The organism is Bacteroides sp. AM16-13 (assembly GCF_003602705.1).
In the GTDB taxonomy this organism is placed as follows: Bacteria; Bacteroidota; Bacteroidia; order Bacteroidales; family Bacteroidaceae; genus Bacteroides; species Bacteroides xylanisolvens.
The window spans coordinates 254,031-274,167 of the sequence record NZ_QTLK01000005.1 but is presented as its reverse complement, the minus strand read 5'-3'; the positions used below and the strand labels follow the sequence as shown (position 1 = coordinate 274,167).

General features: G+C 44.0%; 26 protein-coding genes. 7 read left to right on the top strand and 19 right to left on the bottom strand.

The genetic code is table 11. The features are described 5' to 3' along the window. The first annotated feature begins 82 nt into the window (after positions 1–82). The 4 genes from DW173_RS05955 (at position 83) to DW173_RS24390 (ending at position 2,463) form a co-directional block, all read left to right on the top strand. The gene (locus DW173_RS05955) at positions 83–985 is read left to right on the top strand and encodes a toprim domain-containing protein (RefSeq protein ID WP_004291524.1); all 903 of its coding nucleotides are present in this window, start codon (positions 83–85) and stop codon (positions 983–985) included. Then, complete coding sequence (locus DW173_RS05950; RefSeq protein WP_004291525.1) at positions 982–1,485, top strand: DUF3872 domain-containing protein; 504 nt, start codon at positions 982–984, stop codon at positions 1,483–1,485. The genes DW173_RS05955 and DW173_RS05950 overlap by 4 nt, the downstream gene beginning before the upstream one ends. Next, positions 1,482–2,009, top strand: a complete 528-nt coding sequence (locus DW173_RS05945; RefSeq protein WP_004291526.1) for a glycoside hydrolase family protein — start codon at positions 1,482–1,484, stop codon at positions 2,007–2,009. Before DW173_RS05950 ends, DW173_RS05945 begins: the two co-directional genes overlap by 4 nt. Before the next feature lie 64 nt (positions 2,010–2,073). Next, positions 2,074–2,463 (top strand): hypothetical protein, encoded by a 390-nt coding sequence (locus DW173_RS24390; protein ID WP_004291527.1) that lies wholly within the window; start codon positions 2,074–2,076, stop codon positions 2,461–2,463. A 33-nt stretch (positions 2,464–2,496) separates the two neighbouring features. On the opposite strand, the gene DW173_RS05935 is transcribed toward DW173_RS24390, so the two are convergent. From DW173_RS05935 to DW173_RS24385, 9 genes are all read right to left on the bottom strand, one after another. Beyond that, a complete protein-coding gene (locus tag DW173_RS05935; RefSeq protein ID WP_004304290.1) occupies positions 2,497–2,805 on the bottom strand; it encodes a hypothetical protein in 309 nt (102 codons plus the stop codon). Positions 2,806–2,858: 53 nt separating this feature from the next. Beyond that, positions 2,859–3,104, bottom strand: a complete 246-nt coding sequence (locus tag DW173_RS05930; RefSeq protein ID WP_004291529.1) for a DUF6956 domain-containing protein — start codon at positions 3,102–3,104, stop codon at positions 2,859–2,861. Continuing rightward, positions 3,101–3,334, bottom strand: coding sequence for a DUF3873 domain-containing protein (locus DW173_RS05925; RefSeq protein WP_120143995.1), 234 nt, complete (start codon positions 3,332–3,334; stop codon positions 3,101–3,103). The genes DW173_RS05930 and DW173_RS05925 overlap by 4 nt, the downstream gene beginning before the upstream one ends. Before the next feature lie 19 nt (positions 3,335–3,353). Then, positions 3,354–3,611 (bottom strand): hypothetical protein, encoded by a 258-nt coding sequence (locus DW173_RS05920; RefSeq protein WP_004291531.1) that lies wholly within the window; start codon positions 3,609–3,611, stop codon positions 3,354–3,356. Between the two features lie 24 nt (positions 3,612–3,635). Beyond that, positions 3,636–4,967 carry a PcfJ domain-containing protein gene (locus DW173_RS05915; RefSeq protein WP_004291532.1) on the bottom strand — a complete coding sequence of 444 codons (1,332 nt, stop codon included), beginning with the start codon at positions 4,965–4,967 and terminating at the stop codon, positions 3,636–3,638. Beyond that, the gene (locus DW173_RS05910) at positions 4,964–5,380 is read right to left on the bottom strand and encodes a PcfK-like family protein (RefSeq protein ID WP_004291533.1); all 417 of its coding nucleotides are present in this window, start codon (positions 5,378–5,380) and stop codon (positions 4,964–4,966) included. The genes DW173_RS05915 and DW173_RS05910 overlap by 4 nt, the downstream gene beginning before the upstream one ends. Before the next feature lie 13 nt (positions 5,381–5,393). Then, positions 5,394–5,615 carry a hypothetical protein gene (locus DW173_RS05905; RefSeq protein ID WP_004291534.1) on the bottom strand — a complete coding sequence of 74 codons (222 nt, stop codon included), beginning with the start codon at positions 5,613–5,615 and terminating at the stop codon, positions 5,394–5,396. An 11-nt stretch (positions 5,616–5,626) separates the two neighbouring features. Continuing rightward, positions 5,627–5,842: a hypothetical protein gene (locus DW173_RS05900; protein WP_004291535.1), complete on the bottom strand. Its 216-nt coding sequence runs from the start codon at positions 5,840–5,842 to the stop codon at positions 5,627–5,629. A gap of 161 nt (positions 5,843–6,003) precedes the next feature. Continuing rightward, positions 6,004–6,414 carry a hypothetical protein gene (locus tag DW173_RS24385; protein WP_004291538.1) on the bottom strand — a complete coding sequence of 137 codons (411 nt, stop codon included), beginning with the start codon at positions 6,412–6,414 and terminating at the stop codon, positions 6,004–6,006. A 106-nt stretch (positions 6,415–6,520) separates the two neighbouring features. Between DW173_RS24385 and DW173_RS24380 the strand changes: the two genes are divergently transcribed. Beyond that, on the top strand, positions 6,521–6,733 hold the full coding sequence (locus tag DW173_RS24380) for a hypothetical protein (protein ID WP_007567577.1): 213 nt from the start codon (positions 6,521–6,523) through the stop codon (positions 6,731–6,733). 257 nt (positions 6,734–6,990) lie between these two features. Beyond that, positions 6,991–8,058, top strand: coding sequence for a DUF2027 domain-containing protein (locus tag DW173_RS05880; protein ID WP_049702046.1), 1,068 nt, complete (start codon positions 6,991–6,993; stop codon positions 8,056–8,058). Positions 8,059–8,123: 65 nt separating this feature from the next. Here the strand turns inward: DW173_RS05880 and DW173_RS05875 are convergent, their stop codons facing one another. The 10 genes from DW173_RS05875 to hemW all read right to left on the bottom strand — a co-directional run bounded on the left by DW173_RS05875 (position 8,124) and on the right by hemW (position 17,279). Next, on the bottom strand, positions 8,124–8,480 hold the full coding sequence (locus tag DW173_RS05875) for a hypothetical protein (protein ID WP_004299310.1): 357 nt from the start codon (positions 8,478–8,480) through the stop codon (positions 8,124–8,126). 292 nt (positions 8,481–8,772) lie between these two features. After that, positions 8,773–9,381: a lysine exporter LysO family protein gene (locus tag DW173_RS05865; RefSeq protein ID WP_004326224.1), complete on the bottom strand. Its 609-nt coding sequence runs from the start codon at positions 9,379–9,381 to the stop codon at positions 8,773–8,775. After that, a complete protein-coding gene (locus tag DW173_RS05860; protein ID WP_074559155.1) occupies positions 9,378–9,665 on the bottom strand; it encodes a LysO family transporter in 288 nt (95 codons plus the stop codon). The genes DW173_RS05865 and DW173_RS05860 overlap by 4 nt, the downstream gene beginning before the upstream one ends. Positions 9,666–9,667: 2 nt before the next feature. Continuing rightward, a complete protein-coding gene (locus DW173_RS05855) occupies positions 9,668–10,438 on the bottom strand; it encodes a hypothetical protein (RefSeq protein WP_167509056.1) in 771 nt (256 codons plus the stop codon). Further along, complete coding sequence (locus tag DW173_RS05850; protein ID WP_120143992.1) at positions 10,435–11,433, bottom strand: DUF4249 domain-containing protein; 999 nt, start codon at positions 11,431–11,433, stop codon at positions 10,435–10,437. The genes DW173_RS05855 and DW173_RS05850 overlap by 4 nt, the downstream gene beginning before the upstream one ends. Before the next feature lie 7 nt (positions 11,434–11,440). Next, positions 11,441–14,143 carry a TonB-dependent receptor gene (locus tag DW173_RS05845; RefSeq protein WP_120143991.1) on the bottom strand — a complete coding sequence of 901 codons (2,703 nt, stop codon included), beginning with the start codon at positions 14,141–14,143 and terminating at the stop codon, positions 11,441–11,443. 1 nt (position 14,144) lies between these two features. Next, positions 14,145–15,023 carry a FecR family protein gene (locus DW173_RS05840; protein WP_118161222.1) on the bottom strand — a complete coding sequence of 293 codons (879 nt, stop codon included), beginning with the start codon at positions 15,021–15,023 and terminating at the stop codon, positions 14,145–14,147. 26 nt (positions 15,024–15,049) lie between these two features. Beyond that, complete coding sequence (locus DW173_RS05835) at positions 15,050–15,484, bottom strand: hypothetical protein (RefSeq protein ID WP_004307961.1); 435 nt, start codon at positions 15,482–15,484, stop codon at positions 15,050–15,052. 90 nt (positions 15,485–15,574) lie between these two features. Continuing rightward, the gene (locus DW173_RS05830; RefSeq protein WP_044918835.1) at positions 15,575–16,129 is read right to left on the bottom strand and encodes an RNA polymerase sigma-70 factor; all 555 of its coding nucleotides are present in this window, start codon (positions 16,127–16,129) and stop codon (positions 15,575–15,577) included. Between the two features lie 19 nt (positions 16,130–16,148). After that, on the bottom strand, positions 16,149–17,279 hold the full coding sequence (gene hemW, locus DW173_RS05825; RefSeq protein ID WP_120143989.1) for a radical SAM family heme chaperone HemW: 1,131 nt from the start codon (positions 17,277–17,279) through the stop codon (positions 16,149–16,151). 548 nt (positions 17,280–17,827) lie between these two features. Here hemW and DW173_RS05820 point away from each other — a divergent pair. After that, a complete protein-coding gene (locus DW173_RS05820) occupies positions 17,828–19,984 on the top strand; it encodes an elongation factor G (RefSeq protein ID WP_004299324.1) in 2,157 nt (718 codons plus the stop codon). The last annotated feature ends 153 nt before the right edge of the window (positions 19,985–20,137 follow it).

Sequence of the window (20,137 nt, the reverse complement as noted above, 5' to 3'; positions counted from 1 at the left end):
TTCACAAGTTAAATACAATTATTATACAACATAAATTGAAAACTAACATATGGTATCAAGTTCATCATCAACTGACACGGGCATGGAAAGGACGGAAATAGATGCTGTCAGAAGGATGCCGCTTGCGGATTTTCTCGCACGGCTGGGGCATGAGCCTGTCAGAAGGAGCGGTAACGAGCTGTGGTATCTTGCCCCGTACAGGGGCGAGCGCACATCCTCTTTCCGTGTGAACGTGGCGAAACAGCTCTGGTACGACTTCGGTTTGGGCAAGGGCGGCGACATCTTCACGCTTGCCGGGGAGTTTCTGCAAAGCGATGACTTCATGAAGCAAGCGAAGTTCATAGCGGAAGCCGCCAATATGACGGTTGCCGGATGGGAAAAGCCCGTCTATCTCTCGAAGCCGACCGAATCCGTTTTTGAGGATGTGGAGGTCGCTCCGCTGCTCCGCTCACTGCTGACGGAGTATTTAGAGGAACGGGGCATCCCTTACGCCATCGCATCCCGTCACTGCTGCCGCTTGAACTACGGTGTGCGTGGGAAACGGTATTTTGCCGTTGGCTTTCCGAACATGGCAGGTGGCTATGAAGTCAGAAGCCGATATTTCAAGGGTTGCATACCTCCGAAGTCTGTATCACTGGTAAAGGCGAATGACATCCCGGCTGACGAGTGCCTCGTGTTCGAGGGCTTCATGGACTTTCTCTCTGCCGTGACGCTTGGTGTAACCGGTAACGCTGACTGTCTTGTGCTGAACTCAGTCGCCAACGTGGAGAAGGCGGCGGGATTGCTGGACGGATACGGGCGCATCGGCTGCTTCCTCGACCGTGACGAAGCCGGACGGCGGACGCTTGCCGCACTTACCATGCGATACGGGGAACGTGTCACCGACCGTTCCTCCCTCTATGACGGTTGCAAGGACTTGAACGAGTACCTGCAACTGACAACGAAAAAACAGAAAAACAACCATCTAAAAATCGAAGAACAATGAACATACTGAACAACAGAAACAAGAGAACATCAATATTCAAGGCAGTGGCGTTATGCCTGATAGCCGCCATGTCATTCACCCTCGTGTCATGTGACGATGACATGGACATCCAGCAGTCCTATCCCTTCACGGTGGAGGTCATGCCCGTGCCGAACAAGGTAGTAAAGGGGCAGACAGTGGAAATCCGCTGTGAACTGAAAAAGGAGGGCGACTTTTCGGGTACGCTCTATACCATCCGCTATTTCCAGTTCGAGGGGGAAGGCTCGCTCAAAATGGATAACGGCATCACCTTCCTGCCTAACGACCGCTACCTGCTGGAGAACGAAAAATTCCGCCTGTACTACACGGCGGCGGGTGATGAGGCGCATAATTTCATCGTGGTGGTGGAGGATAACTTTAGCAACTCCTACGAACTGGAATTTGACTTCAACAACAGGAATGTAAAGGACGACGATCTTACCATCGTTCCCATCGGCAACTTCAGCCCCTTGTTGAAATGATGCGTGTATTCATGACAATGCTCTGTTCACTTCTGACGGTCTGTTCTGTGTCCGCGCAGATCAGCCGCCAAGAGGGAACGGACGGGCAGGCGGCAATCTACCGACTGCCGCTTATGGAACGTGCTTTTTTATGCTGCCGCTACTTTGAAGGCTGGCACTCAGAAAAACACTACCCATACGTCGGTTGGGGTCACAAACTTTTGCCAAACGAGAAGTATTCGGCACGAACCATGACAAAACGGGATGCGGATGAACTTTTGCGGAAAGACCTGCGCAAATTTGTCGCCATGTTCCGTAAATTCGGGGTTGATTCGATTTTGCTTGGCACGTTAGCTTACAATGTGGGACCGGCGAAGCTGTTAGGCAGCAAAACAATCCCCAAAAGCACCTTAATCAAGAAGCTGGAAGCTGGTGACAGGAACATCTACCGTGAGTATATAGCCTTCTGCAACTACAAAGGAAAACGCCACGCCATGCTGCTCAAACGGAGAAAGGCGGAGTTTGCGCTGTTGTATATCCCATAAAAGGACTGACAAAACTGGCAAAAGACGTGCCATATTTAACTTGGCACGTCTTTTGCTCTATCACTTGATAGATTATCGTAGGATTTTCTCGTTAATTGACATCGTTGAGCCATTTTTGCCTATCGGTTTCCAAATAACACTTCAAGTTGTAAGTGTTGTGAGAGCAATACAAAACATAGTTATTAACCATAAAAAGTATAGCGAAATTATGAAGAAAGTATTTAGGAAAATTCAGAAAGGAACAACAAAAATGATTGAACGTATCAAATCGTTGGGGGAAATGGAGACGAAGCAGAAATGTGTAGTTCAACGGTTCGAGATTATCATTCCCCTCCACCAAAAAATAACGACCCAATATATAGCCTCCGCAAGTTTTACTTGCGGATTTTTTAGTTATCGCAGATTGGACAAAGGTTTCTTTGCTACTTTCTTTGTCCGCCATCATGCTCACTGAAAGAAAGTAGGGCGGCTCTCGCCGCCCCGCCACTCAAAAGCGTGTGTAAAGTCCCGTCACCATCGTGAACATTTCCTCCAGCATATCAAAATAGATACCCTCGTGTACGGCAATGTCCTTTGTCTTGCACTCAAAGGTCTTTTTGCTGAACGTCCTGCGGTAGAAGCGCATATTGTAGAGGTCTGCCCCTTCGTCATAGATGATGTCAAGGCGGTTGGCACTTGTTTTGTTCCTTGCAAGGCTCATCCGTAAGCCGTTGCCCATATCTATGAAATCACGGCTACCTGTCATGGCGGTGAAGCGTTTTCCGCCTATCTGCTGTAATATCGTCTTGGCTATCATATCTTTTGTTTTTAGGGTTTTAAGTATTGGCGGTGCGGACACCGCCATCCCGTTCAAAATTCTCGCATTTCGGAAATGGGGGTCTGCCGTTGTAGCCACTCTTTCACACATTCCATATTGTACTCGCTCGTGATGACTGCCGTATGGCTGTCGGTGGCGGTGAAACGTGTGCTTTCGTAATCATCTATCCACCCCTTGAGGGTGTCCGTTCCCCACGCTCCGGTATCGTCAAAGATACCGTCCAATGCCGTGATAGGTTCGCTGAACTTGACTATCAGCGTTTGATAGGTCGTGTTCATAGTCTGTCCTCCTTTCCCTTCTTTGCGTTCAGCCACTTGTCCCGTGCGGCTCGGCACTCGTCCAACGTGGGTTTGACACAAGAGAACAATTCTCTCTCTATGGGGTGGCGGTAGTCGTACTGCACAAGTGTCCGCCTGCGTCTTCCGATACCCGATTGGAAACGCTCGTATTTCTCCGTACCTGCTTCCGCGCAGGTGCTTACTCCGTTGATGGTCATTCGTGTTGTCATAATGTTGCTTTTTAGATGGTTAAAAATGTACTGACAGAACTCTGTTCTTCATCACCATTTCGGGGTTGCTTGTGTAGCGTTGGTGCAGGTAGAAATGGTGTGAGCCGAAGCCGTAAAGGAAAAACTTGTCAAGTTCGTGCTTCTCGGCAAACTCCTTTACGCTCTTTCTCAATTCCCCCTCACTCGTTGTGAGAGTGAGGAGGTTCACAAATTCAAGGAACATCGTGGGGATTGCATCATCCCACACACAAATCATACTTTCAATTCTTACTTCCATATCAATGTTGTTTTAGGGGTTATGCTATGCCGCTTTCATCCGCTCACGGATAAGGTTGGCGTTCTTGTTCACAAGGTCTATGATGCGCTCGTGATATTCGGTGTCCTGGTTGTGCTTGCCGTGGCACTGCACCACTTCGAGGGTTCGCAAGTCCACCTCTACGGTTTCAATAATCTCATCGCCAATCCTTGCCGATAGTATGAGGGTGTCGGCTTTCTTGTAGTATCCACTGCCAAACACGCAGATGCCCTGCGTCTTGCCCTCGTTGTAATACTCGTCTATGCTTTCAAGCACCTTGACGATTATTTCCTCGTCCGTGATTACCAAGCCGAAGAATTTGGATTTGTTGGCGATGAAATCCTCCGCATCTTTCTTTCGTTGGAGTTGTCGCTGTTGCTCACGCTCACGCCTTTCAATCTCCCAACGGCGTTGCTCTGCGGCTCTTTCCTTCTCGTGTATGGCTTCAATTTTTCGGGTTGCGTTGTCGTGTGCCGCCATGAAATCTTCGGGACAGATGTTCTTCGGGTTACGGAGGTCTTGACCGAGTTTTTTGAGCATACGCAGATAGTCGCACCACATTGAGAGGTTGTCTATCTGATACTTGTGACGCTTGGCAATCAGATATGATGCCCAACATTCATCGGCAGTACGGGTATTGAAAAGAAAGTGTTTCATGACCTCAATCTCACCGCCTTTCATAAGGGTTTCAATTCTTGGGTCTGAAAGCAAGGCTTTGAAAAGACGCACGGGGGAGATGCCGTGGAAATCGCCCTTGAAGCCGTTACGTCTGAGTTGGGGCAATATCCTCATCTTTGGATATGCACAGCTTCTTGCCACCACATCATCGTATAGGCTGTTGTGCGGTCTTACCTCCATATCGCTGCCTAATGCCCACACATCGCAATAGCAGAAAAGGAAGCCACGGAGCAACGCCATGTCCGTAACCTTGCCGTCGGGTGAAATCCAACGCTGCACGACCTCGTGGCAGTAGAAACGCATCGGTTCGCCTTTCCTGCTCTCGCATCTGACCTGCGCCACGCGGATTACCTGATACCCTTTGCAGGTGGTTATCACGCTGAAATTCTGCGTTTCCTTGTAGATGCGTCTGCGTGTGTCCTGCACTTTGAGTTCGGCATGGCATTTGGGGCAGGTGCAGCCTTCAAGGGTGTCGCATAGTCCGCTGTCGCTGTGCCACTCGTGACCGCAGTCGGAACAGGTGATGTTCCCTTTCTTGGTGCGGTAGCCGATATGCTCAACGCAGTGGCGGTATGCCCAATCTATTTGTGTCGCTGATATGGGGCGAAGGTTGGCGGAAAGTCTTGCCACCTCTTTCTGTATCTTGGTCTTCGGTTTCATAAGCCTAAATCAAATAATGAGGGTTGGGGTTGGTTTTCTTTTCTCGCTGACGGTCTGTGGCGGTTCTGCAACTTGCGGAGTTCCTCCTCTTGGTATTTGCGGACAGCGTTCTGACGTGCCTCCGCCTTTTCCTCTGCCGTGAGTTTCACAACGTGGTTCACAACCACTTGGCAGTCCATCGGTTTGCCCACCTCTATCTCGTTTTCCTCATAGTAGTGGATGGCTTGCCCGAATATCTCTCCGTCCGTGAAACCGTTGCAACCGCTTTTCTGCACATAGTTCAGAATGTGGGTCACGCACTCGTCCATGTTCTTGGCAGGGTTGCGGTACTTCTTTGCAAATAGCGCATCTTCCTCCGCACGCTGTTCCAAGTACATATATATCGTTCTCTTGAAATGGTCTGTTCCTTTCATATCGCTGTCATTTTTAGATTATCTGTTTCAGTATCTCTCTCCAATAGGTCGGCTCTACCTCGCTGAGAAGGAAGTCCATGAAATCCCTCCGTGCGTCCTTGTTCAGTTCGTGGTACAATCTTCGGAAAGTTTCAAAATTGCCGTTGATGTACGTTTCCACCATATACACGAAGATGTTGTCCACCTCGTAATATCTGCACTGCTGCGCTGCCGTCTTGCTGTTTCTTTTTGCCATGTCGGTAAGGGTTAAAGGGTGAATAACCAAAGGATGAAGCCAAAGAAGGCAATGGTGGAAAGGATAGCCACGATTACACCTATCGCCACTCGGAACACTCCGTTTACAATCTCTCTGATGATGCCCCAAAGGATGCCGAACACCCCGAAGGCGGTGCGCATCATCAAGCCGCATATCGCCAACCCGATGTGTTGCGCCATTTGTCTGAAATTTGCCGTTGCCGTCATATCTTCGCTGTTTTTGATTTTTTTGTTTTTAATGCGGATTCAAGAGCTGAGGGAGTTGAGTTTCAAACTATCTTATCTGCCTCTCGTTTATCCGACATTTTTTTTATGCGTCTTTCTGTCGCATCGGTCGTTTTCGTTTCGGGTGCTTGAAAAGGTAGGGATTAGGGAATGCAAGGTTTTTCGGTCAAAATACTACCCGCAGGGCTGGAGATTTTTACCGAAAACAGGAGGCTTGACCTTGCTTTCCCGTCCAATCCCGGAATTACCTTTGCGCCCAGAACGAAAATGACTGACTGATGCGGCTTACTGAAAGGCGCAAAATGGAGGTAAACGAAAACAGAGGCAGATTGTGTAGAAAAAAACTTCAGGGGAAAATCCGTAAAAAAAAGAATCACCAAAAGGAAAAAGACATCACCGGAAGCGTGAAAAGGGCAAACCACAACAAAGGAAGTATGATTGTTTCCGATCCGACGGAACTTGTTCAGCCGGGTGGCAACAATCATTCTTCCCGGTTTGTCCGGCTGTGTGTGGGCGCCTGTTTCATTCATGGGGCAGGCTGACACACTCTGCATTCACTTTCCGCTTCCGGCAAAAGAGACAGCGAAAAAAGAAAAATCATTTGAAAACCCGTAAAAGCACCTCTTGGCATAGGCGCAAAAGAAAGGGGCATTGCTTCATCTGTCTAAACATCGTTTAGGCGTGAGGCAATGCCCTTTTCTCCAGCTATGCGGTAGTCGGCACACGTTTGTTCCAAACTCGTTTTGGGCAATGGTGTGCCGACGGACAATACCGCTTTTACGGAAAATTCTTATGAATGAGGGGATAAAAAACGGGAGTTTATATCAAAATCTCGAATTAAATAGCTACTTTTGCATACGAAGAGTTCTTTGAAGGTTACGCAACGCGCAGAAGGATAATGCAGTAGATAACTAACTAAATCGTAACCTATTACTATCAAGAGCAATTAACCTACGCTCATTTCCAATAAATTACACTCTTTTCGTAACTTCTGTATGCAAAGTTACAATAAAAAGAGGAATAAAGGCAGACGGTTTGTTTTTAGAACCGAATCTCCATTTAATTTCATAGAAATCTCTATCTTTGTTACTCGTTTTTTTTGAGTTTGAATTTTAATTGGATATACAATAATGAAAATAGGAGATAAAGTACGCTTTCTTAGTGAGGTAGGCGGTGGAATCGTAACTGGATTCCAGGGAAAGGATTTTGTGTTGGTAGAAGATGCAGATGGGTTTGATATTCCAATGCCGATACGCGAGTGTGTCGTGATTGAAACAGATGACTATAATATGAGGCGTAAACCCGGTTCGTCTGCGCCGAAACCGGAAGAACCTGTTAAACCGGTAAAACCGGAGATGCCTGTTATTCAACGTCAGCCGGAGGTGCGTGGAGGAGATACTTTGAATGTATTTCTGGCTTATGTGCCCGAAGACGCAAAAGCGATGATGACTACTCCTTTTGAAACTTATCTGGTAAATGATAGCAATTATTATTTGTATTACACTTATTTGAGTGCCGAAGGGAAAGCATGGAAGAACCGTTCGCACGGTTTGGTGGAGCCTAATACAAAATTGCTGTTGGAAGAGTTCACCAAAGATGTACTGAATGATATGGAACGGGTGGCTGTTCAGTTGATCGCCTTCAAGGACGGTAAGCCTGCGGCTATCAAACCGGCTGTTAGTGTGGAGATACGGATCGATACCGTGAAGTTCTATAAACTTCATACCTTTAGCGATTCTGATTTCTTTGAAGAACCGGCTTTGATTTATGACATTGTGAAAGATGATATGCCTGCCAAACAAGTATATGTTTCGGCGGAGGAGATTCAAAAGGCTTTGTTGCAGAAGAAGTCTGTAGATAAACCGAAGTCACAACCTATTGTGAAACCAAACCATACTACTCATGGCGGAAAGAGCGGAATTATTGAAATAGATCTTCATATTGATTCTTTGCTGGATGATACTCAAGGGATGGGCAATGCTGAAATACTGAATTATCAATTGGATAAGTTTCGCGAAGTGATGGAAACTTATAAGAATAAGCGTGAACAGAAGATTGTCTTTATTCACGGCAAGGGGGATGGGGTACTTCGAAAGGCTGTCATTGATGAATTGAAACGGAAATATAGTAATTGCCGTTATCAGGATGCTTCTTTCCAGGAATATGGATTTGGAGCTACGATGGTGACTATTAAATAATGGGATAAAAAAAGTGGAAGCCCAAACTGGCTTCCACCCTCTCTCTCTTTTGCATATTACTCATTTTACTTATTCAGTTCAATACCTTTATTCTGTAAAGTGATGTTCATCAATGCGGCATACTTGGCATACTGTTCAGCACTAAGAGTCTTTCTCATCAGCTTCAAGTTACCATAAACAGCGTTACGCAATTTAGCTTCTTTATCTTTCTTTGCTGTTGTGGCTCTTGACATCTGTTCGGAGAAATAATCGCAGATGTTTGCAACCTCTTCACTCTGAACTGAATTCAAGTTCAAATATTTACCTAATTTACTAACATTGATGTTACCTTCCCATTTTGCAGTTGTAGGTTGATTTCCGGCTGCAAATGTTGTAGCAGCAAGGCAGAGCGCTGCCACTAATGTTAATCCTAAACGTTTCATAATACCTACTTTTTTAATTGTTATACCTAAAAACTATTCCTAAAAACAAATCTAATACCTATTGAAAATTAGTCTAAGCGCTTAGTTTTTTCTTTTTACCTATGCAAATATAAGAATATGTTTTATAGCATAAAAATAAAGAAAAGGAAAAGATTCTATTTAGCCTCATTTCTTGATGTAAGTCAAGAGATGATATGCTTTTTGATACAAAAACGGTTCTTTATGAAACATATTTGTAATACGTGTGCGAAAACGATAGTGGAAATAATCTGCTTTTTAGGATTTATTCCTATTAAAATGATATTGAGCAAAGGAACGTGACTAGGAAAGGAACACTGAAATCAACAACAAAACCATGGAAAATGGAAATGATTACAAATTCTTTTCCCGAATATCGGGTAATAATAGGAAGAGTGGTATCCATTGTAGTGGCTCCACCAACAGAAATAGGGGCTAGCTTTCCGAAATACTTCACTAATAATGGCGCACACAGCAAAGCGATGATTTCACGCATGATATTGGAAAGTAACGCAATAGTTCCCAATTCGGGACCTTTGTATTCGGTAATGAAAATGCTGGAAAGTGAATAATAGCCAAATCCGGCTCCGACTGCCATACAGTCTAAAGGACCTCGTTGGCTCATAAAGGCTCCTGCTACGGCGCAACCTGCTAATGTGCCAATGATCGTCATGATGGGAAGGAATACAAGCCGCGGATTCAGGGAGCGAAAACTCTTCAAAGTATTCGGATCGTTGCCGATACTGATGCCTACGCAGAACATGAGTCCGCAGAGGGCATAGTAACTGAGCTTGCTGTCGGTGAAGTCGTATGGAATAAGATGATAAACTCCGCAAAGAGTACCGATAATGAAGAAAGAGACGATAATCAAACTACCTTTCATGCTTTTGTCTCCTTTCCTCTATTCCATCTATATAATAGGTACCATAATCCCCAGGCACATAACGTACTTCCTGCAACGGCAGCTACCGTGATGATAATAGCTTCCAGTCCGAGAGTATGCAAACCTTTGATAATAGATTCGTTACCTCCTACATCTATTCCGAGAAGAAAGAGGAGAATCCATATAAGAAGAGTAATTATCTTGTGTATCCATGATAGTTTTTTACTGCGTAACAAGTAGCCAAGAAGCATGCCTGTCAGCATAATTCCAATAATGATAAACATAGTTAGTGCCTGCTTTTTGGCTGCAAAGATAGTATTAAATGTATATCCCGACTAATCTCCTCCACGATTTCTTTCGTAGCCATTGACAAACATTCGGTCATATCATTCAGGCAAGCGGCATTGGCGGACGGTGAATCTTCGAATCTTTGCGCTTTGGTAGTTTGCTGATATTCTGTAGAGTAAGTTTTATCAAGCAGGCAATCTTCCTTTTGAGTGAGGCGGATAGAAATGGCAAGACTGGAAGCTGCCGGGCGAATTTTGTTATTGACAACCTCCAACATTTCTCCCTCAAACCAGGGGATGCTTGACTGGTTGAGTTTGATTCTGCCACACGTCTCATTCTTTCTGATTTTTACTTCCAGCCGATAGGCGGAATCGGGAATCATTTTTCCTTTCTGATTATCTATCAGATGACAGCAGGTGCTACTGTTACATTCGGTAAGCAGTGCCTCCGTCAGAAATTCCCGATAGAGTTGGGTGAGAGAAGATTCTCCTAACCGAAGATGGAAAAGCTCACCCTCATAGTTATATAATAGTAGCGGAATATATGCAGACTTTTTTCGTTTCACGCTGGTGTAATAATCCATGTTGGAATAGTCGATGAAGTCCAGATATACGGTTTGATCTGCTTTCTCCTGATAGATAGGAGAAGTGAGCTCGTAATACAAGCTGGATTTTAAGGCTTGTATCTCCCTTAGCATACTCCGGCTGCTTCGGCAGGAACAGAACAGCGGTAATGCGATGAGTATAAATAGCAGGTGATGAGTTTTCATATCCATGGCTTTTCTATATGAATGATTTTGCTTGTCTCCGTACTGATCCCGACAATCCCAACCCCTCCGTGCACATTGCCGGGATATTTGATTGGTTCGTTTATTGTCTCATCATAAGCGTCGGAATCTGCCAGGTTGAGTGCTTTCAGATAGTAATATTCGGTTTCTGTAATGCTTAACAGACGCACAATCATATCCATCTTTACATTCGTTCCATATTTGGAAAGCCCCTCAACATTTGTCTGGTTGTAAACTGTCATGGTATAAGATGTATTTTTGAATCGTGAGTCGTCAAATACCCCATATATATTCTTCACGGTGTCGAACATGCCATTATCTTCGTCATCGCTGTTGGTAGGCTGTCCGTCCGTCAATACAACATCTTCGCGGGATATAAAATGATAACGGTGTGTGGTTTGAGTGACATATTCGCCTATTTCATTATTATAGTCTTTCACTGTCATTTGCTTATCCATGATAAGTCGATAGAAATTATTTTCGTTGGGGCGATCTTTGATGTTGATTTTATATCGGAGATAATTCTGTGTATAATAATACTGTGTCAGTGGAACAGTGACCGTATCGATATCAGTTATTTCGTTGGGACGCTGTGGAACGGTAACTTCAGCCCATGCGTGATACTGCCCGTCGTCAGTGAGAGCGTCGATACGTACTACATCTCCGGGAGAGAACTTGCCGGAAATATTGAAGCGGCATTGCATATCTCCTTCCGCCTGGGGTGGGAGCGGACGTAAACTTTCTGACAACTGTCCGTTAACACGTACTTCCACGGTGGCTTTTTCTGCATGAGTGGCGTATCCTCTTCCCGTGAAATTGAGGTAAAGAACATTGGTCAGACTATCTGCGTTGATTAGTGCGTTCATCACTAGTTTGGGGGGATTGTCCTTTACACTAAACGGGAGTTCGTTTTCGCAAGATACTGTTGTCAGTAATGCTATTAACAGGATAAATGGATAATATATACGAGTTCTCATAATGGGTTTAGAATTTATAAGTGTAAGTGAATGATGGAATTAATGGAAGTATAGTATACTTCTTGATAATCGGTTTGTAGGGATCGTTTTTGCTGGTGCTGCGATATACGAAGGTAGGATTCATCGCATTATATGCATTATACAGACTGATATTCCAGGTACGCATACCATGTTTGGTCTTTTTGTTGAAATTGACTCCCACATTCAACCGGTGACTGGCTGGTAACCGGTAATTATTACGATGCTCCACATACGAAGCTTCTCCGATGGTGGGTGAAGTTATGCCTGAATCAAAATAATCTCCATATCCATATCCTCCTCCAAATCCGTTGTTTGTGCCATCGCTAGGACGGATGACAGCGGTTTTCTCTTCAGGGATTGTACTTGTTCCACCTGTATAAAACACCCAGGAAGCACCGATGTCGATACGGTCGCTGAACTTATGGTTGATTGTCAGGTTGATATTGTGTCTTCGGTCATATTTATATGGGAACCGTTCACCGTTGTTGATACCGCCTTTGGCAAACTGACGATCACTTTTGGATAAAGTGTAGGACAACCATCCCGTTGTTCTTCCAAGGGTTTTCTGTGCCATAAACTCAATGCCGGCCGAACGTCCTTTGCCCATTTCCACTTTGTTTTCCCAACCGGAGGAAGAACCGAAGAAACTGACGCCTTCCTTATATTCCAGCACATTATACATATCCTTATAATACCCTTCTACCGAGAATTCCCATCCTTTGATTCCCGTATAGTATCCGCCCAATGAATATTGGTGGGAGCGCATTGGCTTGATCTTTTTAGTGACCGGAACCCATAAATCCGTAGGCATGGCAATGGGCATTGACGATAGTAAATGTACATATTGGCTCATTTGGGTATAAGATGCTTTCAGGGTTACATCTTTTCCCAATTGATAGCGTGCGGAAACACGTGGTTGCAAGGAAAAGTAACTTTGTTTTTGCACATGAAACAATGAGAAATGCAGTCCGAGATTCAGGCGCAGACGAGCATTCATCTTGATGTTGTCTTCCAGGTAAGCGGATAACTCATGTCCGTAAATCCGGTTGTTGGCTATGCTGTGGTAGGTTGTGTCCAGGTCTATTTTATCTCCTGTCTTATTGGAGATTTTGGATGTCATGACCTCCGGACGGAACCGATGATAGATATATCCTGTACCAAATTTAATGTGGTGTGCGGGAGACGGGTTATAATCGAAATCGATCTGATAGCTCCAGTCATTGATTCCCGAACGATAATCGGCTGAATATCGGTTGATTATCGAAGCTCCCATGCTGTTAGCATATTTATTGTTGTTGTATGAGTTGACGTCGAATAAATAGTTGTTGTAAGAGACGGTTGTGTTGCTGAACAGACGGTTGTTGAATATATAGTTCCATCTGGCGGAAACAATGGTATTTCCCCAATTCATTGTGCTTCCATCCTTGGAGTCGGTATCTCCATCATAATTGGCGGCAAAATGATCTTTTCCATTGTAAACGCTTAGATAGATACGGCTCCGGTCGGAGAATTTATGATTGATTTTGGCATTGATGTCATAAAAGTAATAACCATATTCTTCATCATTCGGCATAAATGGCTTGGCGATGAGATCGACATACGAACGTCTGGCGGAAATGTTGAAAGAGGTTTTTCCTTTCACAATCGGACCTTCCAGATTGATTTTGCTGGTTAGTAATCCGATACTAAGCGTACCGTGGTATTTCTGCATGTCTCCGTCATTGGTGCGGACATCAATGACGGAAGAAAGACGTCCGCCGAAGCGTGCCGGAAAGGAGCTTTTGAATAGCGTTACCTTTTTGACAGCCTCCGGAGTAAAAACCGAAAAGAATCCGAACATGTGGTCTACGTTGTATACAGGAGTTCCATCCAGTAGAATAAGATTCTGGTCCGGACTGCCGCCGCGTATATACAGTCCGGCTGAACCGTCTACTCCTGCCTGTACGCCAGGCATCAGCTGGATGGCTTTCATGACATCTGCCTCTCCCAATATGCTCGGCGTATTTTTAATCTGTGTCATCGGAATTTCGATAGAGCCCATCTGGGTAGCTACGGTGCCCGTTTCAGTTTTATCGGAAACGATCACTACCTCCTGCAACTGCGTGTTTCCCTGCATACGGATATTCAGCAATGTATCTTGTGAGAGCGTAAAATGATGCGCTTCTGTGGCATAACCCAGATAGGAGAAACGCAGTTCGGTTTCTCCTTCGGGCAAAGTGATGCTGTAAAAACCGTAAGGATTGGTGGTTGTTCCTTGATTCTGATGACTCTCAATGATATTGGTTCCAATCAACGTCTCGGAAGACGTTCCATCCGTGACATATCCGCTGATAGTGAACTTACGGCCTACGGTTTTTGATTCTTTTTTCTTTTGCAGTAGAATATGGCGGCCGGTGAACTGATAACTGATCTGCTCATTCTTGAATACGAGGTCAAGTATTTCACGCAATGGTTTATCCTTTACCTGCAAATTGATTTTATGTTTGATGATAATTTCCTCGCCATAGATAAAAGAATATCCGGTTGAGTTTTCAATCCGCTTGACGAATTCTTTTAGTGTGGCGTTTCGTAGTGTCAGCGAAAGTCGGGCGTCCGCATTTTGCGCGTATATTTGTGTGGTGATAAGGAGTGCTACCCCTATCAGAACAATGGTTCTGATAGGGAAGCGATCTTGGAATATAATATTCATCTTAGTCTGGTTTAGCAGTGATAATAATCTGTTTCTTGTTTTGTGAGTAGTCGAAATAACCGGCATTATGTAATACAGATAAAATAGTTGCCAGATCTTCTCCATTGCGGAAACGTGCTGTGATCCGGTAATTTTGCAAAGCTGTGTCGGCTATGTGAATCGTTGCTCCGAATGAGTTGGACAGTTCGCGGGCAATCTCCTGTAAAGGTAGGTCATCGAATATAAACTCTCCCTGCCGCCAGGAAATTTCATCTTCTACGTTTTCTAAAACCTTGCGGGTGAGTTTTTCTTCCACCTTATTATATATAGCAATCTCATTCGGTTTCAAAATCACACGAACTGACTTGCTTTTATTGCTGACTGCTACCGAACCTGTCAATAACGTTGTCTTTACATCCGGATTGTTCTGATAGGCATCTACGTTGAAGTGAGTTCCCAACACCTGAACGTCAATCGTTTCAGTCTGCACGATAAACGGATGTTTTTTGTTCTTGTTTACTTCAAAATAAGCCTCCCCATTTAGTTTCACTTCCCGCTTGTCCGATTTGAACTTTTCAGGATAAGAAAGTGAAGAATAATGGTTGAGAGTGACGGTGCTGCCATCAGGAAGACAGACTGTGCGTGTCTCTGCCAAGGTGGAAACCGTTTGTATCGTGACCGGTTGCATATATAAATAGGCTGTCCATACCGATAGGCAAAGTAGAGCTACTGCCGCCGCTGCCGAGAAAGTACGTATCAGTGTCAGACGCCGGGTATGTGACTTCAGTCTTTTCTCTAGTTCCGGGTAACTGGCTGTTGCTGAAAACCGTCCTCGCGGTGAACGTGTGGAAGCGACGAGCTTGTTCAGTATTTCTTCTAATTCCGTATCGGTGTATTTCATCTTTTTTCTGTATTGCTCTTGATCTATTATTTTCGTTTCAACAGAATGGTCAGTTTGCTGATTCCTCCTTCTTTCCACTGGGGAGTGCAGGATAAAGTGACATTCTGCTTCTTCAATATCATCTGTTTAGGATAGATTTTTATGACAGTTGTTGCTGACTTCTTACCCGCTTTGATGATTACTTTTTTTTCTGTTAGCTGTACCACTGCTGCTTGTCCTACTACCGGAGGGGGTGTGGCAAGTACTACCGTCCGGTCTTCTTTTGTTTTTTCTGTTGCAACAATTTTAATTTTCAACTCACATTCGGATTTGTCGCTTTCACATTCTACTGTTTCCTTCGAATGTTCAAATCCTGCATAGTCCTTTGGTAGGTTGTCGTTGTCATTGTTGCATGAAAACAGGCACAGACAAACTGAAAGAAGGACAAAGATTCCCATGTTTGCGTCATTTAGCTTTTTCATTTTCTGTCTTTTTTAGTGATTGATTGACTTATTTGTTGATAAAGACCGGAGGGTGACAGAAACTCCCTACGCTCTTTGTCTAAAAGAATGTTAATCTATTTCGGCCCGGCTAATCATCTCTTTTAAACGTGTGATTGCTTTCTGAAGTTGTGCGTCCACTGTATTCATGCTGATGCCTAATTCTTCTGCTACTTGTGCGTAACTCTGTTTTTCTTCACGGATGCGGATGAACACTTCCCTGCAACGTTCCGGAAGCCGGTCGAGTGCTTTTACGTAAAGAGCAAACAGTTCTTCACTGATGAGCGATTCTTCCGGTGAATAGCTTTGTTCTTGAGGCTCCGGCAGAGAATCGGGATGAATAAGCGTATGTCTTGATTCTTTTTCCAGATAATTGAGCGAAGCATTTTTGACGAGAATGAAACAATAATCTTCAATGTTTCTCACATCAAGCAAATTGCTGCGTTGCTTCCATAGTTTCAGGAATACATCGAGAACGATTTCCTGCGACCATTCTTCCTGTTTCACATAATAATAGGCAATACGAAAGAGACGATCGTAAGTCATGTTGTAAAAGTCCCGGAAAGCAGTTTGCGAATCCAGTTCTTTCATTTGCCGCAATAACTTTCTTACTTCTGATTCGGTCATCGGCTTTTTGTTTGTTTGGTTAGTCTACCCAAAGTAAATCACTCATTATACTATCGGAAATAAAAATCCCTTCACGCGTCAGGCGCAAAGCTCCGTTGTATTCCTCCAGTTTACCATTTTTCAGATAAGGTGCAGCCATTTTTTGGCAATACTCCCACATTTCATTGCCGAACATCTGTTTCAGTTTCTCTATAGGTGTTCCCCATACGGTACGTATGGTAGTGATAATAAATTCGTTGTAGCGGGTGGTTGGGGCCAGATACTCTGTCTCGAAAGCACGGCAGTCTTCTTCTATACCTTTTATATAGGTGTCGATTGCAGACACATTCCATTCCCGTGTCATTCCGTCAAAAGAATGTGCCGATGGTCCGCATCCCAGATAAGCTATTCCTTTCCAATAGGAAGTGTTGTGGCGGGAATATTTTCCGGGGCGGCAGAAATTGGAAATCTCATAGTGTTCAAATCCTGCTTTCTGCAAATGCTCTATCAGTAATGTGAAAAAATCTAAACTGGAGTCTTCGTCTACCTCGGATATCTGGTGCTGTTTTAACATATTATATATAGGTGTATCTTCCTCATAAATCAAGTGATAGGCGGAGATATGCTCTACATTCAGACTGATAGCCTGGCTGAGATCGTTTTCCCATCGTTCTTTTGTTTCTCCGGGCAATCCGTAAATTAGGTCGATACTGATGTTCTGGAAACCGGCTTTCCGGCATCTGTCAATTGCTTCGATGGCTGTACGGGCATTGTGGCGGCGTTTCAATAGTTTGAGCGTAGCGTCATCAAAAGTCTGTATTCCCATGCTGAGGCGGTTGAAAGGAAGTGAGGAAAGCATTTCCAGATATTCCTGCGATAAATCATCCGGATTAGCTTCCAGAGTGATTTCCTGACAATGATTCAATCCGTAGTGCTCGCGGATGGTATCAAATATCTGTTCAAAATCCTCTTTTTCCAGTTGAGACGGGGTTCCGCCACCGAAATAAATAGTTTCTATATCTTCTCCTTTCAGGTATTCTTTACGCATCGTCAACTCCCGGCAGAGAGCCTGTACATAACGGGTTTTGAGTTCGCTGCGAGTGGTTGAGTAGAAGTCGCAGTAGATGCAGCGAGTTTTGCAAAAAGGAATATGAAGATAGATACCTGCCATAGCTATGCTGTTTGGGTTTGTGGCTGTAAAAGTAAGACTATTATTAGATATATCAAAAAAGCTGTTGACGGAAATTATTTATAGTGGGGCAGGAATACGCTAAATAGATAATTCTCCCATCGATTAGTAGAAGATAATTTCCTGCAATGCTGAATTTAAGATCTTTTCTTTTATAAATAAGATTCGAACTTGTAGCCGGGTTTTCGTTTGACTTAAGTCAAACGATAGAATGACTTAAGTTAAACTATCGCTTGACTTAAGTCAAACGAAAACTGATTAGGCAACGGGGAAACTATTGTATGAAAGGAAAACAACTAAAAATAACATCGTGCCGGATTACTCGTTGCAACTATGAAATTAGTTTATAGCCATGCGAAAATAATTTTTAACCCGATTCGAAAATGTTCGTGTTAAAGATGTGTTACATAACATTGTTTAGTAACACTGCCATAAGTGTTGCTTTTCCCCCAATTAATCCCTAATTTGCGCATCACAAAATTAATGGTATGTGAGAAACATACTGAGTAATTACTAAAATCTTATATATTATGAAAGTATATCAGACTAATGAAATCAAGAACATTGCCTTGTTGGGAAGTTCTGGCTCTGGGAAAACCACTCTCGTGGAAGCGATGCTTTTCGAGAGTGGTGTTATAAAACGTCGCGGATCTGTTGCCGCAAAAAACACAGTTAGCGATTATTTTCCTGTTGAACAAGAGTATGGTTACTCCGTTTTCTCCACCGTTCTCCATGTAGAATGGAATAACAAAAAACTTAATATTATTGACTGTCCGGGATCGGACGACTTCGTAGGCAGCACAGTGACTGCACTAAATGTGACCGACACAGCAATTATCCTTCTCAATGGCCAATACGGCGTTGAAGTCGGTACACAAAATCACTTCCGTTATACAGAAAAGCTGAATAAACCTGTTATTTTTCTAGTCAACCAGCTTGATAATGAAAAATGCGATTATGATAATATCCTCGAACAGCTGAAAGAGGCATACGGCTCTAAGGTTGTTCCCATCCAATATCCGATAGCTACCGGTCCGGGCTTTAATGCGCTGATCGACGTATTGTTGATGAAGAAATACTCGTGGAAACCCGAAGGAGGGGCTCCGACAATCGAAGATATTCCGGCAGAAGAAATGGATAAGGCCATGGAAATGCACAAAGCGTTGGTAGAAGCTGCTGCCGAGAATGATGAAAATCTGATGGAGAAATTCTTCGAACAAGATTCCCTGTCAGAAGACGAAATGCGTGAAGGTATCCGTAAGGGATTGATCGCCAGAGGTATGTTCCCTGTATTCTGCGTCTGTGGAGGTAAGGATATGGGCGTTCGCCGTTTGATGGAATTCTTGGGAAACGTTGTTCCTTTTGTATCTGAAATGCCAAAGGTACAGAATACGGAAGGTAAAGAAGTGGCTCCGGACTCCAATGGACCGGAATCTCTTTATTTCTTCAAGACAAGTGTGGAACCGCATATCGGTGAAGTTTCCTATTTTAAAGTAATGAGCGGTAAAGTTCATGAGGGAGATGATTTGCTGAATGCCGACCGTGGTTCGAAGGAACGTATCGCGCAAATCTATGTGGTAGCCGGTGGTAACCGTGTCAAGGTGGAAGAATTGCAGGCCGGTGATATCGGTGCTGCCGTGAAACTGAAAGACGTGAAAACCGGTAATACGCTGAACGGTAAGGATTGTGACTACAAATTCAATTTTATCAAATATCCGAACTCTAAATATACCCGTGCCATTAAGCCGGTGAATGAAGCGGATGTGGAAAAGATGATGAGTATCCTGAACCGTATGCGTGAAGAAGATCCTACCTGGGTGATCGAGCAATCAAAAGAACTGAAACAGACTTTGGTACACGGTCAGGGAGAATTCCATCTTCGTACCTTGAAATGGCGTTTGGAAAACAACGAAAAACTTCAGGTAAAATATGAAGAACCGAAGATTCCGTATCGTGAAACGATTACAAAGGCTGCCCGTGCCGATTATCGTCATAAGAAACAGTCCGGTGGTGCCGGCCAGTTTGGTGAAGTTCACCTGATCGTAGAACCTTATAAAGAAGGTATGCCTGTGCCTGAAACGTATAAGTTCAATGGACAGGAATTTAAGATTACCGTGAGAGGCACGGAAGAGATACCATTGGAATGGGGTGGTAAACTGGTGTTTGTTAACAGTATCGTCGGTGGTTCTATCGATGCCCGCTTCTTGCCTGCTATTATGAAAGGTATCATGTCTCGTATGGAGCAAGGACCGTTGACGGGTTCGTATGCTCGTGACGTGCGCGTTATTGTTTACGATGGTAAGATGCACCCGGTAGATTCGAATGAAATCTCCTTTATGCTTGCCGGACGTAATGCCTTTAGTGAAGCCTTCAAGAATGCCGGTCCGAAAATTCTGGAACCGATTTATGATGTAGAAGTGTTCGTTCCGTCTGATAGGATGGGAGATGTGATGGGAGATCTTCAGGGACGTCGTGCCATGATTATGGGTATGAGTAGTGAAAAAGGTTTTGAGAAACTGGTTGCGAAAGTACCTTTGAAAGAAATGTCATCTTATTCTACGGCGCTTAGCTCTCTCACGGGTGGACGTGCTTCGTTCATTATGAAATTCTCTAGTTATGAGCTTGTGCCGACGGATGTTCAAGATAAGTTAATGAAGGACTTTGAAGCTAAACAAACTGAAGAATAAGTATAAATGATAGGTGATAATTGATTGAATATTCACTATAATATTTGGTATTTATCATCTGTTAGGCATAAAGAATCAACTAAAACGTTAAAACCGCCGCCTTTTTTAAGTAAAAGGGGGCGGTTTTTGTTTAACTATGATTAATAAAGATGG

Excerpts from the sequence above, each read along its gene's own strand:
- DW173_RS05840 (WP_118161222.1), bottom strand. The coding sequence starts at position 15,023 with ATGAAATACACCGATACGGAATTAGAAGAAATACTGAACAAGCTCGTC.
- DW173_RS05820 (WP_004299324.1), top strand. The coding sequence starts at position 17,828 with ATGAAAGTATATCAGACTAATGAAATCAAGAACATTGCCTTGTTGGGA.
- DW173_RS05880 (WP_049702046.1), top strand. The coding sequence starts at position 6,991 with ATGAAAATAGGAGATAAAGTACGCTTTCTTAGTGAGGTAGGCGGTGGA.
- DW173_RS05855 (WP_167509056.1), bottom strand. The coding sequence starts at position 10,438 with ATGAAAACTCATCACCTGCTATTTATACTCATCGCATTACCGCTGTTC.
- DW173_RS05865 (WP_004326224.1), bottom strand. The coding sequence starts at position 9,381 with ATGAAAGGTAGTTTGATTATCGTCTCTTTCTTCATTATCGGTACTCTT.
- DW173_RS05955 (WP_004291524.1), top strand. The coding sequence starts at position 83 with ATGGAAAGGACGGAAATAGATGCTGTCAGAAGGATGCCGCTTGCGGAT.
- DW173_RS05850 (WP_120143992.1), bottom strand. The coding sequence starts at position 11,433 with ATGAGAACTCGTATATATTATCCATTTATCCTGTTAATAGCATTACTG.
- DW173_RS05920 (WP_004291531.1), bottom strand. The coding sequence starts at position 3,611 with ATGGAAGTAAGAATTGAAAGTATGATTTGTGTGTGGGATGATGCAATC.
- DW173_RS05830 (WP_044918835.1), bottom strand. The coding sequence starts at position 16,129 with ATGACCGAATCAGAAGTAAGAAAGTTATTGCGGCAAATGAAAGAACTG.
- DW173_RS05900 (WP_004291535.1), bottom strand. The coding sequence starts at position 5,842 with ATGACGGCAACGGCAAATTTCAGACAAATGGCGCAACACATCGGGTTG.
- DW173_RS05915 (WP_004291532.1), bottom strand. The coding sequence starts at position 4,967 with ATGAAACCGAAGACCAAGATACAGAAAGAGGTGGCAAGACTTTCCGCC.
- DW173_RS05950 (WP_004291525.1), top strand. The coding sequence starts at position 982 with ATGAACATACTGAACAACAGAAACAAGAGAACATCAATATTCAAGGCA.
- DW173_RS05835 (WP_004307961.1), bottom strand. The coding sequence starts at position 15,484 with ATGAAAAAGCTAAATGACGCAAACATGGGAATCTTTGTCCTTCTTTCA.
- DW173_RS05860 (WP_074559155.1), bottom strand. The coding sequence starts at position 9,665 with ATGTTTATCATTATTGGAATTATGCTGACAGGCATGCTTCTTGGCTAC.
- DW173_RS05930 (WP_004291529.1), bottom strand. The coding sequence starts at position 3,104 with ATGAACACGACCTATCAAACGCTGATAGTCAAGTTCAGCGAACCTATC.
- hemW (WP_120143989.1), bottom strand. The coding sequence starts at position 17,279 with ATGGCAGGTATCTATCTTCATATTCCTTTTTGCAAAACTCGCTGCATC.
- DW173_RS05845 (WP_120143991.1), bottom strand. The coding sequence starts at position 14,143 with ATGAATATTATATTCCAAGATCGCTTCCCTATCAGAACCATTGTTCTG.
- DW173_RS05935 (WP_004304290.1), bottom strand. The coding sequence starts at position 2,805 with ATGATAGCCAAGACGATATTACAGCAGATAGGCGGAAAACGCTTCACC.
- DW173_RS05925 (WP_120143995.1), bottom strand. The coding sequence starts at position 3,334 with ATGACAACACGAATGACCATCAACGGAGTAAGCACCTGCGCGGAAGCA.
- DW173_RS05875 (WP_004299310.1), bottom strand. The coding sequence starts at position 8,480 with ATGAAACGTTTAGGATTAACATTAGTGGCAGCGCTCTGCCTTGCTGCT.
- DW173_RS05910 (WP_004291533.1), bottom strand. The coding sequence starts at position 5,380 with ATGAAAGGAACAGACCATTTCAAGAGAACGATATATATGTACTTGGAA.
- DW173_RS24385 (WP_004291538.1), bottom strand. The coding sequence starts at position 6,414 with ATGCAGAGTGTGTCAGCCTGCCCCATGAATGAAACAGGCGCCCACACA.
- DW173_RS05905 (WP_004291534.1), bottom strand. The coding sequence starts at position 5,615 with ATGGCAAAAAGAAACAGCAAGACGGCAGCGCAGCAGTGCAGATATTAC.
- DW173_RS05945 (WP_004291526.1), top strand. The coding sequence starts at position 1,482 with ATGATGCGTGTATTCATGACAATGCTCTGTTCACTTCTGACGGTCTGT.